The sequence below is a fragment of the Rhizobium sp. CG4 genome, assembly GCF_023701965.1.
Classification (GTDB): domain Bacteria; phylum Pseudomonadota; class Alphaproteobacteria; order Rhizobiales; family Rhizobiaceae; genus Agrobacterium.
The window spans coordinates 276,579-291,793 of the sequence record NZ_JABAEG010000002.1 but is presented as its reverse complement, the minus strand read 5'-3'; the positions used below and the strand labels follow the sequence as shown (position 1 = coordinate 291,793).

Annotated in this window: 14 protein-coding genes and 1 riboswitch; of the genes, 9 read left to right on the top strand and 5 right to left on the bottom strand. The window is 56.4% G+C overall.

Features of this window, described 5'->3' with window-relative positions:
- Positions 1 to 14: 14 nt before the first annotated feature.
- Positions 15 to 1,694: an NAD+ synthase gene (locus HGO37_RS06530; RefSeq protein ID WP_250982654.1), complete on the top strand. Its 1,680-nt coding sequence runs from the start codon at positions 15 to 17 to the stop codon at positions 1,692 to 1,694.
- Positions 1,695 to 1,819: 125 nt separating this feature from the next.
- Here HGO37_RS06530 and HGO37_RS06525 read toward each other — a convergent pair whose 3' ends face one another.
- A complete protein-coding gene (locus tag HGO37_RS06525; RefSeq protein WP_250982653.1) occupies positions 1,820 to 2,197 on the bottom strand; it encodes a glyoxalase superfamily protein in 378 nt (125 codons plus the stop codon).
- 182 nt (positions 2,198 to 2,379) lie between these two features.
- On the opposite strand from HGO37_RS06525, the gene HGO37_RS06520 reads away from it, so the two are divergent.
- Both HGO37_RS06520 and bluB read left to right on the top strand, forming a co-directional pair.
- Positions 2,380 to 3,210, top strand: a complete 831-nt coding sequence (locus HGO37_RS06520) for a TolB family protein (protein ID WP_250982652.1) — start codon at positions 2,380 to 2,382, stop codon at positions 3,208 to 3,210.
- Positions 3,211 to 3,250: 40 nt separating this feature from the next.
- Positions 3,251 to 3,435, top strand: a riboswitch (cobalamin riboswitch).
- 80 nt (positions 3,436 to 3,515) lie between these two features.
- Positions 3,516 to 4,202, top strand: coding sequence for a 5,6-dimethylbenzimidazole synthase (gene bluB, locus HGO37_RS06515; protein WP_250982651.1), 687 nt, complete (start codon positions 3,516 to 3,518; stop codon positions 4,200 to 4,202).
- 34 nt (positions 4,203 to 4,236) lie between these two features.
- On the opposite strand, the gene HGO37_RS06510 is transcribed toward bluB, so the two are convergent.
- Positions 4,237 to 5,319: a DUF2865 domain-containing protein gene (locus tag HGO37_RS06510; RefSeq protein ID WP_352230553.1), complete on the bottom strand. Its 1,083-nt coding sequence runs from the start codon at positions 5,317 to 5,319 to the stop codon at positions 4,237 to 4,239.
- A 178-nt stretch (positions 5,320 to 5,497) separates the two neighbouring features.
- A complete protein-coding gene (locus HGO37_RS06505; RefSeq protein WP_192487744.1) occupies positions 5,498 to 7,807 on the bottom strand; it encodes an NADP-dependent malic enzyme in 2,310 nt (769 codons plus the stop codon).
- A 199-nt stretch (positions 7,808 to 8,006) separates the two neighbouring features.
- Here HGO37_RS06505 and HGO37_RS06500 point away from each other — a divergent pair, with 199 nt between their 5' ends.
- A complete protein-coding gene (locus HGO37_RS06500; protein ID WP_192487745.1) occupies positions 8,007 to 8,837 on the top strand; it encodes a UDP-2,3-diacylglucosamine diphosphatase in 831 nt (276 codons plus the stop codon).
- Positions 8,838 to 8,934: 97 nt separating this feature from the next.
- Here the strand turns inward: HGO37_RS06500 and HGO37_RS06495 are convergent, their stop codons facing one another.
- On the bottom strand, positions 8,935 to 9,315 hold the full coding sequence (locus tag HGO37_RS06495) for a winged helix-turn-helix transcriptional regulator (protein WP_285200517.1): 381 nt from the start codon (positions 9,313 to 9,315) through the stop codon (positions 8,935 to 8,937).
- Between the two features lie 152 nt (positions 9,316 to 9,467).
- On the opposite strand from HGO37_RS06495, the gene HGO37_RS06490 reads away from it, so the two are divergent.
- Together HGO37_RS06490 and HGO37_RS06485 are read left to right on the top strand one after the other, a co-directional pair.
- Positions 9,468 to 9,857, top strand: a complete 390-nt coding sequence (locus tag HGO37_RS06490; RefSeq protein ID WP_250982650.1) for a DoxX family protein — start codon at positions 9,468 to 9,470, stop codon at positions 9,855 to 9,857.
- A 25-nt stretch (positions 9,858 to 9,882) separates the two neighbouring features.
- The gene (locus tag HGO37_RS06485; protein ID WP_250982649.1) at positions 9,883 to 10,626 is read left to right on the top strand and encodes an SDR family NAD(P)-dependent oxidoreductase; all 744 of its coding nucleotides are present in this window, start codon (positions 9,883 to 9,885) and stop codon (positions 10,624 to 10,626) included.
- Between the two features lie 40 nt (positions 10,627 to 10,666).
- On the opposite strand, the gene dgcA is transcribed toward HGO37_RS06485, so the two are convergent.
- The gene (gene dgcA, locus HGO37_RS06480; protein WP_250982648.1) at positions 10,667 to 11,650 is read right to left on the bottom strand and encodes an N-acetyl-D-Glu racemase DgcA; all 984 of its coding nucleotides are present in this window, start codon (positions 11,648 to 11,650) and stop codon (positions 10,667 to 10,669) included.
- Positions 11,651 to 11,791: 141 nt separating this feature from the next.
- On the opposite strand from dgcA, the gene HGO37_RS06475 reads away from it, so the two are divergent.
- The 3 genes from HGO37_RS06475 to HGO37_RS06465 are packed head-to-tail and all read left to right on the top strand — an operon-like array spanning position 11,792 to position 15,193.
- Positions 11,792 to 12,955, top strand: coding sequence for an ABC transporter permease (locus HGO37_RS06475; protein ID WP_250982647.1), 1,164 nt, complete (start codon positions 11,792 to 11,794; stop codon positions 12,953 to 12,955).
- 37 nt (positions 12,956 to 12,992) lie between these two features.
- Complete coding sequence (locus HGO37_RS06470) at positions 12,993 to 13,814, top strand: ABC transporter ATP-binding protein (RefSeq protein ID WP_250983227.1); 822 nt, start codon at positions 12,993 to 12,995, stop codon at positions 13,812 to 13,814.
- 8 nt (positions 13,815 to 13,822) lie between these two features.
- Positions 13,823 to 15,193 (top strand): MlaD family protein, encoded by a 1,371-nt coding sequence (locus tag HGO37_RS06465; protein WP_250982646.1) that lies wholly within the window; start codon positions 13,823 to 13,825, stop codon positions 15,191 to 15,193.
- Positions 15,194 to 15,215: the final 22 nt, after the last annotated feature.

The following is a 15,215-nucleotide window of genomic DNA, read 5'->3' as shown; positions in this document are numbered from 1 at the left end:
TTAAATGGTTATGTATGAGCGACTTACACACCACACCGAATACTCTTCGAATTGCTATCGGGCAGTTCAATCCAACGGTTGGCGACGTGGCGGGCAACCTCGCCAAGGCGCGTGAGGCAAGGGCAGATGCGGCCAGCCAGGGTGCTGACCTTCTGCTTCTGACCGAGCTGTTTATTTCAGGTTATCCGCCGGAAGATCTGGTTTTGAAGCCGGCGTTTCTCAATGCCTGCCTGAAGGCGGTTGAAGATCTGGCGGCAGACACCGCCGATGGCGGTCCCGGCGTCATTGTCGGTTTCCCAAGACAGGGTGAACTTGGCCGCCACAACTCGGTCGCCGTGTTGGACGGCGGCAAGATCTTGATGCTGCGCGATAAGATCGACCTGCCGAACTACGGCGAGTTTGACGAAAAGCGTGTATTCGTGGCCGGCGAAATGCCCGGTCCCGTGAATTTCCGTGGTGTCAGGCTCGGTATCCCGATTTGCGAAGAAATCTGGAACGACATGGGCGTGTGCGAAACGCTGGCGGAAACCGGTGCCGAATTGCTGCTGGTGCCCAACGGTTCGCCCTACTATCGCGGCAAGGTGGAAGTGCGCCATCAGGTGGCGCTACGTCAGGTTATCGAAACCAATCTGCCGCTGATTTTTGCAAACCAGCTTGGTGGGCAGGACGAACTGGTATTCGACGGCGCAAGTTTTGCGCTGAATGCCGACAAGAGCCTGGCATTTCAGATGAGCCAGTTTGAGGCGACACTTGCCGTCACCGACTGGAAGCGCACTGAAAACGGCTGGTACTGCCACAGCGGCCCGATGTCGAAAATCCCCGAGGGCGAGGAAGCGGATTACCGCGCCTGCCTGCTGGGCTTCCGCGACTACGTCAACAAGAACGGCTTCAAGAGCGTTGTGCTTGGCCTGTCCGGTGGTATCGATTCCGCCATTTGCGCAGCGATTGCGGTCGATGCGCTGGGTGAAGAGCGTGTTCGCTGCATCATGCTGCCATACCGCTACACCTCAGATGAATCGCTGAAAGACGCCGCCGATTGCGCCAAGGCGCTGGGCTGCCGTTACGACATCGTGCCGATTGTCGAGCCGGTGGAAGGTTTCCTGTCGTCGCTTGCCGAACTGTTTGAGGGTACCGAAGAGGGCATTACCGAAGAAAACCTGCAAAGCCGTACCCGTGGCACCATCCTGATGGCGGTTTCCAACAAGTTTGGCTCCATGGTGGTAACGACTGGCAACAAGTCTGAGATGTCGGTGGGTTACGCCACGCTTTATGGCGATATGAATGGCGGCTTCAACCCGATCAAGGACCTCTACAAGATGCAGGTCTACGCCATTTCGAAATGGCGTAACGAACATGTGCCGCCAACCGCGCTTGGTCCGTCCGGTGAGGTGATACCGGCGAACATCCTTTCCAAGGCGCCATCGGCCGAACTGCGTCCAAACCAGACTGACCAGGATTCACTGCCACCATATCCGGTGCTGGATGATATCCTGGAATGCCTGGTGGAGCAGGAAATGTCGGTGGATGACATTGTGGCGCGCGGCCATGACGTCACGACCGTACATCGCATCGAGCATTTGCTTTATCTTGCGGAGTACAAGCGCCGCCAGTCTGCGCCGGGTGTGAAAATTACCAAGAAGAACTTCGGGCGTGATCGCCGTTACCCGATCACCAACCGGTTCAGAGATCGGTAGAGATAAGAGCGGCGCGGATCAAACCGCGCCGTTTTTGTATGCTGTGTTGCCGTGTATGGCTGCAACACGACTATGCTTGTCACGGATATCCAGCGGAGCGCGTCGGCGCGACACCATTCCCGTACCTAGATTACCTGGCCGACATCGATGCGGTTGCCATCCGGGTCTTCAAACACGAAGGCGCGCAGGCCGTAATCCTTGTCCTGCAGACCTTTGATGATGCGCAGGCCATGTTGTTTGCACAGCCTATGCAGGGCATCGACGTCACTCACCATCATGTGAGCAACGTTGAAGGGGGCTGCCTTGTGTGACGGCTGCAGGGTCAGATGCAGCTCGGCATTGCCCTGTTTCAGGATCATGAAACCGACGGGATTTCCGTTTTCAAACACCTTGGTGAAGCCGAGCACTCCGACATAGAAGTCATGGGCCTTTTGAATGTCCTTGACGGGAAGCATGGCGGCAATCCGGCCAAAATGGATGCCTTGATCGGCGATGGAATTCATCGCGGAACCTCGAACCTGGGAGAAACGGGGCAGGGTAAACGGACTGTGCCGAAACGCTGCTGTTCTCCTTATTTGAATTTGCAGGACGGTGCCTGCGGCAATAGGATCATTATGTAAAGGTGTCGGGCGAGGCAAATAAAATGTCCGCTCAATCCTGTTGATGAGCAATCCCGGGAGGATGCGTGCGCAGTTCCATCGAAATCTACAACATCCGCACCCGTCAGATGCGTGTGGTCTGGCAGACCGAGGCGCTGTTTGAAGCGCCCAACTGGTCGCCGGATGGCCAATATCTGCTGCTCAATGCCGATGGGCTGATCTATCGCCTGTCGCTTTCGGGTGATCCGACACCGGTCAAGGTGGATACCGGTTTTGCGACCCTGTGCAACAACGACCATGGCATTTCGCCCGACGGTTCGCTTTATGCCATTTCCGACAAGGTGGAGTTTGGCAAGAGCGCAATCTACCTGCTGCCGTCTTCCGGCGGCACGCCAAGGCTGATGACGCACAATTTGCCATCCTATTGGCATGGCTGGTCACCGGATGGAAAATCATTTGCCTACTGCGGCATTCGCGATCAGGTTTTTGATATATATTCCATGGACATAGAAAGCGGAGTTGAATCACGTCTTACGCATGGTGAGGGCCGTAATGACGGGCCGGATTACTCCGCCGATGGCCAGTGGATCTATTTCAATTCCAGCCGCACCGGGCTGATGCAGATATGGCGTGTGAAGACTGATGGCTCATCTGTCGAGCGCGTAACCGACAGCAATTTTGGAGACTGGTTTCCCCATCCATCGCCATCAGGCGACAAGGTGGTGTTCGTGTCCTACGACGCCGATGTCTTTGACCATCCCCGTGATCTGAATGTGCGGGTGCGGTTGATGGATACCGATGGCGGCAATGTCGAGACGCTGTTTGAACTGTTTGGCGGGCAGGGCACCATGAACTCGCCCAACTGGTCGCCTGACGGCGATGAGTTCGCCTATGTCAGGTATTTCCCGGCGACCTAACGCCACATGCACCCGTGCTTGCATTTGCGCGATCTAGCGGACATAAGCACTGCCGTCAGGTGCCTGCACGACGTGCGGGAGAATCGGGAATCCGGTGCAAGACCGGAGCGTGCCCAACGCTGTAAGGCGGACATCTGCTGCACCAATCGCCACTGGATGTTCCGGGAAGGCGGCAGCGGAAGGACGATGCCAAGCCAGAAGACCGGCCCGACATCATAGACCAGCCCGTATGGACGGCGGGAATGGTTGTTTGCCTGGTGGGTTCTGCGGGATTTGCCGGCAATAAGCATTGTTGGGGATTAACGATGCAGGACGATCCGTTTTCTGAAGCCCGCCACGCGGCTGGCGCTTTTTCCTGTGATGACAAGGCAGCCGTTTACCGGGCCATTGAGACGCGCCGTGATGTGCGCAATGAGTTCGAAAGCCATCCATTGCCGGATGATCTGGTGACAAGGCTACTGGCTGCCGCTCACGCCGCACCCTCGGTCGGTTTCATGCAGCCGTGGAACTTCACACTGATCAGGGATCAGACGGTGCGTGATGCCGCCTGGCAGGCTTTCGCCCGCGCCAATGAGGAGGCGGCGCTGCTGTTCGAAGATGACAGGCAAAGCCTTTATCGTAGCCTCAAGCTCGAGGGTATTCGCACCGCCCCCCTCAGCATCTGCGTGACCTGCGATCCGACCCGTGGTGGTACCGTCGTTCTGGGACGCACCCACAACCCGCGCATGGATATCTATTCCACGGTCTGCGCCATCCAGAACCTGTGGCTTGCTGCCCGTGCCGAAGGGGTGGGTGTCGGTTGGGTCAGTATCTTCCATGATGCAGACATACGCCGCATTCTCGGCATTCCCGACCATATCGAAATCGTTGCCTGGTTATGTCTGGGGTACGTGACCGAACTCTACGGCGAGCCGGAACTGGCCGTTAAGGGCTGGGCCAAAAGGCTGCCGCTGGAAGATCTGGTGTTCCAGGATCAGTGGGGCAGTCGATAAATCTATTGGCACGCGTAAGGAAACGCGTCGTGCGTCACTGCTGCTGCGGTTGTGCACCCTGCAGAGCCGGATTGTGCAGATCGATCCGGCTGGTTTCCTCGGGCAGAAACTGTGGTCCAACGACCCGGACTTTACTATCCTTGGGATCATAGTCGCGCTCGGCTGGTGCTTCGGCAACCGGTTGTTCTGCCTGCTTGTTTTCGCCATTCGGCGTCTTGATATCTGTAACGCCGGAATAGGGTTCTGCGGGTTTTGACTGGTTGGCCTCTTCCTGCTTTTTCATCTGGTCGAAATAAGACGCCATGTTGCAGCCGCAGGATGGCGAGCGGGTGTCTGCTGACGTGTTGCGATAGGCAAAGGCGGTCGGCAGGTCCTTGTATGGCTTGCCGGTCTCGGCAGAAACCATATCCGCACTCTCCTGACCTTGCAGGGAGTGGTAATAAAGCTCGGTCTCAGAACCGGGGCACATTTGTTCACAGGTCGCGGCCTGACGGCGAAAATCAAGCGGTGAGGCATTGGACGAAATCGGGAAGAACGCGCCGTCGCAGGTGCGTACGCACAGGGTTCTAAGGCCGCCCTGCATTGGCGGTGTGAACACCGGCTGGCGGTTCGGGTCCACCTCGATCATGCCGGGTGGGGCAAATTCCTGGGTCTGGTCATTCGGGCTAGCGGCGGCAGACTGTGGGCGTTCGTCAAAGCAGCCATTGGCATCAAGTGCGGCCATGATACGATCACGGTCAACGCCGCGATTGCGCTGCTGTGCGATCATCTGGTCGCGGCTGACAAGCAGGTCGTCCCGCTCCGCCTCGGCGTCATAAAGTGCATCTTCGATCTGGTCGCACAGCTGGGCATTTTCACCGCCGTAAACGACAATGCTGCCGCTCGAGCAGCCATAGGCTCTCAGATCATTGCGGATTTTGCGGATGATGATGTTCTGGCGGGTCAAGGCGCTTGCAAAATGGCGCACTTCGGCAGTGTTTCCAATAATCTGCGCAGGCGCGCGCAATTCCTGACGCAGGTCATCACACACCGAGGCAGCAAAGGACGCGGCAGGAAAGCTGCCGATCAGTACCGGCAAAAACAGCATTGTAAAATTGCGCAGTTTCAAAGCTGTCACCTGTATGTTCCGCTTCCGATGTGGTTGCGTTTTCGGCTTCGCGTCTGCGGACATCCAAACAAAAAGGATGGAAAAATATATGCCGCAAGCGCCTCATTCATCCGATTGTTATCATATAAATGAGGCAGTTGCGGCAATCGGCAATTCAAAACTGCGTTAACGCAGCTTTAGGGCACCATTACGGATGCGAGGCTTCCACGACAGCCAAGGCTGCCATGTTGACCACGCCGCGCGATGTCACGGTTGGCGACAGAATATGTGCGGGAAGGGCGGTGCCGAGCAGGATCGGGCCAACATGCAGCGCATCTGTCATGGTGCGAACCAGACCGAGCGAAATATTCGCCGCGTCAAGGTTCGGGAACACCAGCAGGTTTGCTTCGCCAGACAGCGTGCTGTCAGGCATCGCACGCTTGCGCAGGCTTTCGGTCAGGGCAGAACCACCCTGCATTTCGCCATCGACTTCGAGATCCGGTGCGGTGTCACGCACGATCTGCAAGGCGTCACGCATCTTGCGGGCGCTTTCCGAATCACGCGAACCAAAGTTCGAGTGGCTGATCAGCGCGGCCTTTGGCGTGATGCCGAAGCGGCGGATTTCCTGAGCGGCCAGAATGGTGCTTTCAGCAACTTCTTCTGCGGTTGGATTGTAGGTCACAAACGTATCGGTGAAGAAGGTTGCGCCACGCTGCGAGATGATCAGGCTGAGGCCCGAGAATGCACGCACGTCCTTTTTCTTGCCAATGATCTGGTTGACGTCACGCAGGTGACGGTCAAAACGGCCTTCTAGACCGCAGATCAGCGCGTCTGCTTCACCACGCTTGACCGACAGCGCACCTATGACGGTGGTGTTGGTACGAACGATGGTGCGGGCAGCTTCCGGGTTGATACCCATGCGGCCAACCAGCGCGAAGTAATCATCGACATATTCGCGGTAACGTGGATCGTCTTCCGGATTGACCACGGCAAAGTCTGCATGCGGACGAATGCGCAGACCGAAACGCTTGAGGCGGGATTCGATGATCTGCGGGCGACCGATCAGGATCGGTACGCCGGTGCCTTCTTCCAGCAGAACCTGGGCAGCACGCAGCACGCGCTCGTCTTCACCTTCCGAGAAGATGATGCGCTTCTTCTCAGCCGATTTTGCAGCGGCAAAGATTGGCTTCATCACGAAACCAGAGCGCCAGACGAAGCGGTTCAGCTGGTCGAGATAGGCGTCGAAATCGGTGATCGGACGCGATGCAACGCCGCTGGCTGCCGCCGCACGGGCAACGGCCGGTGCAATGCGCAGGATAAGGCGCGGGTCGAATGGCGATGGAATGAGGTAGGTCGGTCCAAACAGCGGTGTGTCACCGGAATAGGCTTTCGCAGCCACTTCCGAGATTTCTTCCCGCGCCAGTTCGGCAATTGCCTTGACGGCCGCCATCTTCATTTCTTCGTTGATGGTGGTTGCACCACAATCAAGGGCGCCGCGGAAGATGTACGGGAAGCAGAGAACGTTGTTCACCTGGTTCGGGAAGTCCGAACGGCCGGTGCAGATCATCGCATCAGGACGGGCTGCACGCGCCACTTCCGGCATGATTTCCGGGTTCGGGTTGGCAAGAGCCAGAATAAGCGGCTTTTCAGCCATCTGTACCAGCAGCTCAGGCTTCAGAACGCCAGCCGCCGAGAGACCGAGGAAGACATCTGCGCCATCGATGGATTCGGCCAGAACGCGTTTGTCGCTCTTCTGGGCGTAGATTTCTTTCCACTCGTCCATCAGGGTATTGCGGCCGTCATAAACGAGGCCCTCAATGTCGTGAACCCAGATGTTTTCCTTCTTGGCGCCCAGCGATACCAGCAGGTTAAGGCAGGCAAGGGCGGCCGCACCGGCGCCTGACGTGACGATCTTGACATTGCCAAGCGACTTGCCAGCCAGTTCCAGGCCGTTCATCACGGCGGCAGCCACGATGATCGCGGTGCCATGCTGGTCGTCGTGGAACACTGGAATGTTCATCTTTTCGCGCAGCTGGCGCTCGACTTCGAAACATTCAGGCGCCTTGATGTCTTCAAGGTTGATGCCGCCAAAGGTCGGCTCCAGCGCCGAGATGGTCGAGACCATGTCGTTGATGCCGGGCGCGTCGATTTCGATGTCGAATACGTCGATGCCGGCGAATTTCTTGAACAGGACGGCTTTTCCTTCCATCACTGGCTTGGAGGCCAGCGGACCGATATTGCCGAGGCCAAGAACAGCCGTACCGTTGGAGATAACAGCCACCAGATTGGCGCGTGCCGTATATTCGGCGGCCGTTTCGGGGTTCTCGTGAATGGCAAGGCAAGGTGCTGCAACACCCGGCGAATAGGCCAGTGCCAGGTCGCGCTGGTTGCCGAGCGGCTTGGTCGGTTGAATTTCGAGTTTGCCGGGGCGCGGATAGCGGTGGAAAAACAGCGCCTGTTCGTCCAGGTCAGCACTTGCTGGTTTTGGTTGAGTTTTGTTTTTATCCTGCGAATTCATTCCTGCACCGCTTTTTTCAAATGTTTTCGTTGGGCTTCTGAATACATCAATCAGCCCCATGGTACAGCCGTTATTTGATTGATTCGTGTCAAAATGAGTGTGGGTGAAGAGGGTTTTGCGGCAGAAAATAGTCCTTTGTCATGATGCTGAAACACGACTCTGGTTCTGGAGTATGTAGTTTGATTGCCAAGACAGGGGGATGAATTCCGTGGCCCGGCAAATGGAAACCAGACATTTCAGAACCTTATTTATCTCGGACGTGCACCTTGGCTCCAAGGCTGCCAAAACCGACTACCTCCTAGATTTCTTGCGTCATCATGATGCTGACACGATCATTCTGGTGGGAGACATCATTGACGGCTGGCGTTTGCGCCGCAACTGGTACTGGCCGCAAGGCTGCAATGATGTTGTGCAGAAACTGCTGCGCAAGGCGCGCAAGGGTGCCCGGATCATCTATATTCCCGGCAACCATGATGAGTTCCTCAGAGAGTTTCCCGGTTCGCACTTCGGCGGTATCGAAGTCGCCGAACGTATGGTGCATGAAGCGGCAGACGGCAAGAAATACCTGATCATCCACGGCGATGAGTTTGACGTGGTCGTGCGTAATGCCCGTCTGCTCGCTTACCTCGGTGACTGGGCCTACGACGCAGCAATTGCCATCAATGTGATACTGGCAGCCGTTCGTCGCCGTATCGGCCTGCCATACTGGTCGTTCTCGGCCTGGGCAAAGCTGCAGGTCAAACATGCCGTCAACTTCATTGGCGAGTTCCAGCGCGTTGTGGTGGACGAAGCCAAGCGTAACGATGTGGACGGCGTTATCTGTGGCCATATCCACCACGCCGTGATCAGCGAGATGGATGGTATCCGTTACATCAATACTGGTGACTGGGTGGAAAGCTGCACGGCAATTGCCGAAAATGAAGATGGCAGCTTTGAACTGATCACCTGGATGCAGGCTGAAGAAAACCCTGAAAACATCGAGCAGGAAGAGCAGATCGCTCTGCCACCGTTCCCGATGCGCGCCGCCTGACGTGACAGAGTGACAAGCGCCTCTCTGCGGCGTGCATTTCATCTCAGGCTGTCATCTGAAAAATAGCGGTTGCCTCCAGTGACTGGCGGCAACCCAACTACTTTTTCGGCGTTACTTTGCGTCCACGTGCCACTTTTTCCGGGACGCTTTTTCCGTATTCATTCCACCAGGCCGTCAACGCTTCCATTGTCGGACCGAGGCCTCTGGCTTTCGCAGTTATCTCGTACTCCACGCGAGGCGGGACCTCGGCATAGACCGTGCGGGAAACCAAACCGTCCAACTCAAGCTCCCGCAATTGGGCGGTCAACATATGCTGGGTGATGCCAGGAATGGCTTTGCGCAGCTCGTTGAAGCGATAAATGCGCTGGTTGAGAAGCCACATGATTTCGAGTTTCCATTTCCCCGAAAGCAACGCGAATGCACGCCGCATTTCTTCGTGCATATTTGCGCCGTCCGGCTCATTAGTCTGGTTTTCCATACTTACCACGCGAAATTCATCCTACTTGCGAAGATTCATCTAATACCACATTTTCAATGCGAACACCGGATAATCAGCAGTCGCTAATCCGGAACACTGAAAATCTTGAATGGAGCAATCTGCCGAAGTCATTCGGCGGCAAGGGATATCTCATGTCTGAATTCTATATTTACTGGGCCGCAACGACCCTGCTGGTCGCGCTCTATCTAGCCTCTGCAATAACCTATGTCGCAAAGACCAAATGGGTCCGGCAGACAATTGCCGGGTTCGGTTACCCAACCTATCTCGTCCATATTTTGACGGTCGTGAAGCTCGCCGCTGTCGTGGCTATCCTGTCCCGCTTCAATGTTGGCGTGAGCGATCTGGCCTATGCCGGGATGCTGTTTCACCTTCTACTGTCCGGGCTGGCCCATATCGGGGTTCGAAAGCCCGCAGGTGCTCTGCCTGCCATCATAGGACTGGCGCTGCTTGCCGCATCCTTCACCACCCAGAACGCCGGGCGCGATGTTCCATCACCCTATGCCCTGGCGCAGCCGCACTAATCCCCCACTTGGAAAGGAAATCAAAATGGGAAAACTGACTGGAAAAATTGCCATCGTTGCAGGCGCTGGCAGAGGAATAGGACGAGCGACGGCAGAACTATTTGCTACTGAGGGCGCAAAAGTGGCTGTGCTGTCGCTTACGCCTGCAAATGTAAATGCGGTGGTCGACAGCATTCAAGCCAAGGGTGGCACGGCGCTCGGCGTGACGTGCGACTTGAGTGACGGCGACCAGATTATCGAAGCCGTGGCCAAAGTCGTGCAGACATTTGGCGGCATCGACATTCTCGTGAATGTGGCCTTCGACCCATCTGCGGTGCACTCGCCGATCCTCGATTTGCCAGTCGACCAGTTGCAACGCAATTTCGATATGGGACCGATAGCGTATCTGCGGACCATGCAGGCCTGTTACCCACATCTGAAACGATCGGGCGAGGGACGTGTGATAAATTTCGCATCGCTGGTTGGTGTTTTGGGCATGTCGCCTTACGGGCCGTATAACATGGCCAAGGAGGCCGTTCGTGCACTCACCAGGTCTGCGGCGCGCGAGTGGGGACCGGACAATATAACGGTCAACAACCTTCTTCCTGTCGCAGACACCTGGGGTGCTGCACAGAATGCTCCAGCGCCAACCAATGCACTTGGTCGTCACGGCTCGCCGGAAAATGATATCGCGCCCGTTGCGTTGTTCCTTGCCAGCAGCGATTCGAAATTCATTACCGGTTCAAGTCTGACGCCGGACGGCGGTCAAATCATCGATAGTGCAAGATAAGACACGTTGGCGTGCCGTATCGACAGCACGCCAATTTCTATCAGCCCCACAGCGACCGTTCTGGCGGATGCACCAGCGAACCGTCATAGGTCAGTGCCGGCTCGCGATCTCTGGCCAGCAACAACGGGCCGTCGAGATCGGCATATTCGGTACCCTGTGCCAACAGCACGGCAGGTGCCATGGCCAGTGACGTTCCAACCATGCAGCCGACCATGATGGTGTATCCCAACCGGATGGCTTCCTGCTTCATCACAAGTGCTTCAGTCAGGCCACCAGTCTTGTCCAGCTTGATGTTGATGGCGTCATAGCGGTTGCGCAGGGTTTCGAGATCGGCGGTTGAGTGAACGCTTTCATCGGCACAGATCTGAACCTGCCGGTGGATGCGCGCCAGGATTTCGTCCTTGCCAGCGGGCAGGGGCTGTTCGATCAGCGACACATTGAGCGCGGCTGCAACGGCAAGATGGTGCTCAATATTGTCGTCGGTCCAGCCTTCATTGGCATCGACAATGATCCGACTGTCTGGGGCGGCCTTTCGCACGGCCCGCATGCGGCTTTCGTCGTCATCGGTGCCAAGCTTGATCTTGAGCAGTGGGCGGTGTGCATTGGCGGCCGAGTTGCGCGCCATGGTCTCGGCATCACCAAGCGAAATTGTATAGGCGGTGACCAGTGGCACGGCCGGTTCATGCAGGATCTGTGAGGCAACACTCAGGCCGGAGCGTTTTGCCTCATAGTCCCAGAGCGCGCAATCGACGGCGTTACGGGCGGCACCCGGCTTCATCACATGTTGCAGCTCCAGCCGATCCAGCCCTTGAGAGACGGCGTCTGCCATCTTCTCTATATCGGCAATCACGCCCTCGATGCTTTCGCCGTAGCGCTTATAGGGCACACATTCGCCAACACCGGAAAAGGCGCCGTCGCCAATGGTGCATGTCACGACGTCCGCTTCGGTTTTGCTACCGCGTGAAATCGTGAAGCTGCCGGCTATTGGAAAGGATTCTGCTATCACCTGAAGTTGCGCGGACATGAGTTACACTTCGATATTGTGCGGAAATCGTGCGTAAAATCAAAAAACTCGCGAAATCCGGCTTGTTGCGATGGCTTGTCATCTTGTGAAAAGATATGAATCGATAGATTCGATGGCAAAACTGCACGCGTATAGGAAAAGATGCAAGCTCGCGATAACAACACGGACGCCCATCAGGCGAGCATTGCTTCGGATGAAAGTTCCGCAGGCGGGCCTGTGCGTTTTTCGCTGAGCGGAGATTGGCGCAACGACACGATCACTGGCGTTCTCAAAGAAATTTCCCAGCCCGGCCAAAACAAACAGTCCGGCAGTGTCGAGATCGACCTGTCTGGTATTGGCCGTGTCGATACTGCAGGCGCCTGGATCATTCAGAAGTTTCGCAATGAACTGAACGCCAACGGCGCCGAGGTCAGCTTTACCGGTGGCAACACCCGCGTTGAGGAACTGGTCGAAGCCTTGCCAAGCGAGGCGGGTCCGCCAGCCGATGCCGCGCCGCGCAAACGTCTTGTTCAACGCGTTTTTGAGCCTGTTGGCCGCAATGTTGTACAGGCGGGCGGCGATTTTCTGGCTGGCATGTATATTCTCGGCTCGGCCGTGCGTGGCGCGCAGATGAAGCTCGGACGGGGGACTGGTGTGTCTCCAGCCGCCATCATCAACCAGATTGACCATATGGGCGTGCGCGCCGTGCCAATCATTGTGCTGATGTCGTTTCTGATTGGTGCGATCATTGCGCAGCAGGGTGCGTTCCAGCTTCGTTATTTTGGCGCGGAAGTGTTCGTGGTCGATCTCGTCGGCATTTTGCAACTGCGCGAAATCGGCGTGCTGTTGACGGCGATCATGATTGCCGGGCGCTCCGGTAGTGCGATTACCGCCGAAATCGGCTCGATGAAGATGCGTGAAGAAATCGACGCGCTGAAGGTCATCGGTCTCAACCCGGTTGGCGTGCTGGTTTTCCCGCGCCTTGTTGCGCTGACGATTGCCCTGCCGCTTTTGACCATTCTTGCCAACTTCGCCGCGCTGTTTGGTGCAGCCGTCGTGGCATTGATCTATTCCGGCATCACGTTTGAAGTGTTCCTGTCGCGTCTGCACGCGGCTGTCGAAATGTCGACCATCGCGTCGGGCATGATCAAGGCGCCGTTCATGGCGCTGATCATCGGTATTGTCGCCGCAGTCGAAGGCATGAAGGTGGGGGGCAGCGCGGAATCGCTTGGCCAGCACGTCACGTCTTCGGTTGTTAAATCCATCTTCGTCGTCATCCTCGTAGACGGGCTTTTTGCCATCTTCTACGCGGCGATTGATTTTTAAGGGGATGGCCGTGGCAGACAACAACGACGTCAAGAAAATCGACATCCAGAAAAACGACAGCAAAAAACAGGATCGCGAAGTCGTTCTCTCCGTGGAGGGACTGACGGTTGGTTTTGGCGATAAGTTGATCCTCGATAATCTCGACCTTGATGTCTACAGAGGCGAAATTCTCGGTTTCGTCGGGGCATCCGGTGCCGGTAAGTCGGTGCTGATGCGCACCGTGCTGAGGCTTTTACCGCGCCGTTCAGGCAGCATCAAGATTTTGGGCACCGATTACGACACGGCCAATGAAGAAGAGCGCATGGCGCTCGACACACGACTTGGAGTGCTGTTCCAGCAGGGCGCGCTGTTTTCCGGCCTGACGGTCAAGGAAAACATCCAGCTGCCGATGCGCGAATATCTAGATCTGCCAAAGTCGCTGATGGATGAGCTCGCACGCCTGAAGATCGATATGGTCGGTCTGAAGCCAGATGCCGCTGATAAATATCCGTCTGAATTGTCCGGCGGCATGATCAAACGTGCGGCTCTTGCTCGGGCACTGGCGCTTGATCCTGATCTGGTGTTTCTGGACGAACCGACCTCGGGTCTTGATCCGATCGGTGCTGCAGAATTCGATAACCTTATTGCAAAACTGCGTGATACGTTGGGTTTGACCGTTTACATGGTGACCCACGACCTCGACAGTCTGTTTTCCGTCTGTGACCGCATTGCCGTTCTCGGCAACAAGAAGGTCTTGGTTGAAGGTACACTTGAGGATATGTTCGCCTGCGACGATCCTTGGGTTCAATCATACTTCAAGGGCAAGAGAGCCAGAGCGGTTGTGTCTCCGAATAACGTGCATGAAAATTCGATGGAGTAACAAAAGCTATGGAAACCAAGGCAAATTACACCATCGTCGGTATTTTCACGCTGATCGTTGTCGCGGCAGCCTTCGGCTTTGTCTACTGGATGGCCGAGTTTGGACGCGGCGGCCCGATGGCCCAGCTGATCGTGCGCATTCCCGGTTCCGCCAACGGTCTGTCGGTCGGCTCTCCTGTGCGCTTTAACGGTATTCCCGTCGGTACGGTGCGTGGCCTGTCGATCGATTCCGACGACCCGCAATATTCCATCGCTTTCACTGAAATTCAGGCACAGGCACCGGTGTTCACCAGCACACGCGCCGTTCTGGAAATTCAGGGCCTGACGGGTGCCGCCTATATCGAGCTGTCCGGCGGCCGCAAAACCGACGAACGTATCTTGCAAAAGGCGTTTGAAACCGGACTTCCGGCCGAACTGACGGCCGATCTGTCAAGTGTGACCAACCTTCTGGCAACCGCCGACAAGATATTGACCCGCGCCGACAATGCGATCGGTGAATTGCAGGGTTTCGTGCAGGACGCGCGGGGTCCGTTGACCCAGACGGTGCGCAATGCCGAGAAATTTTCCACTGCGCTGGCTGATAACTCCGATGGTATCGACAAATTCCTGGAAAGCATGAGCTCGCTGTCCGTCACCGTAAAGTCGGTGTCGGGACGTCTCGAAAGCACGCTTGCTGCCGTGGAAGATCTGGTGCGTGCCGTTGATGCCAAGAAGGTCGACACTATTCTCGCCAATGCCGAAAAGGTCAGCGGCGATGTCGCCAGAGCTTCAGGCAACGTCGATGATCTCATGGCGAGTGTGAAACGTACCGCCGAAAGCTTTGAAAAAACCGGTGATGACGCGCAGGTCGTGTTGAAACGGGCAGACACGCTGCTGGCTGCGGTAGATCCGGCCAAGGTTGGCACCGCGGTTGATGATATTTCGGTAGCGACCAAGGATGCACGCAGCGCGATTGCCTCCTTCAAGGGCGTGGCTGACGATGTTGACAAGCGCCGTGACCAGATTGATCGGACCATTGCTGACTTCCAGGAAATGGCCGGCAAGCTGAACGCCGCCTCCAACCGCGTTGACGGAATTCTTATAAAAGTCGACAACTTGCTTGGAACCGATGACGCCAATTCGCTGTTTGTGAAGGCGCGTGAAACTCTGGCATCGTTCAAAGCCGTGGCGGATAACCTGAATGCGCGTGTTGGTCCTATCGCCGATAATCTGGCACGGTTTTCCGGTGCAGGTCTGCGAGACGTTCAAGCGCTCATTGGAGACACCCGTCGGACGGTCGATCAGTTGAATAATACGATTATGAACTTCGACCGTAATCCGCAAAGGTTGCTTTTTGGCGGTGAAACCGTCAAGCAGTATGATGGAAGAACACGGCGTTGATAATGATTCCGTACAAGGTGGC

Bases quoted from the DNA above. Each gene is read 5' to 3' on its own strand.
- HGO37_RS06530 (WP_250982654.1), top strand. From the start codon at position 15: ATGAGCGACTTACACACCACACCGAATACTCTTCGAATTGCTATCGGG.
- HGO37_RS06495 (WP_285200517.1), bottom strand. From the start codon at position 9,315: ATGGAAAACCAGACTAATGAGCCGGACGGCGCAAATATGCACGAAGAA.
- HGO37_RS06505 (WP_192487744.1), bottom strand. From the start codon at position 7,807: ATGAATTCGCAGGATAAAAACAAAACTCAACCAAAACCAGCAAGTGCT.
- HGO37_RS06500 (WP_192487745.1), top strand. From the start codon at position 8,007: ATGAATTCCGTGGCCCGGCAAATGGAAACCAGACATTTCAGAACCTTA.
- HGO37_RS06465 (WP_250982646.1), top strand. From the start codon at position 13,823: ATGGAAACCAAGGCAAATTACACCATCGTCGGTATTTTCACGCTGATC.
- HGO37_RS06525 (WP_250982653.1), bottom strand. From the start codon at position 2,197: ATGAATTCCATCGCCGATCAAGGCATCCATTTTGGCCGGATTGCCGCC.
- HGO37_RS06490 (WP_250982650.1), top strand. From the start codon at position 9,468: ATGTCTGAATTCTATATTTACTGGGCCGCAACGACCCTGCTGGTCGCG.
- HGO37_RS06485 (WP_250982649.1), top strand. From the start codon at position 9,883: ATGGGAAAACTGACTGGAAAAATTGCCATCGTTGCAGGCGCTGGCAGA.
- bluB (WP_250982651.1), top strand. From the start codon at position 3,516: ATGCAGGACGATCCGTTTTCTGAAGCCCGCCACGCGGCTGGCGCTTTT.
- HGO37_RS06475 (WP_250982647.1), top strand. From the start codon at position 11,792: ATGCAAGCTCGCGATAACAACACGGACGCCCATCAGGCGAGCATTGCT.
- dgcA (WP_250982648.1), bottom strand. From the start codon at position 11,650: ATGTCCGCGCAACTTCAGGTGATAGCAGAATCCTTTCCAATAGCCGGC.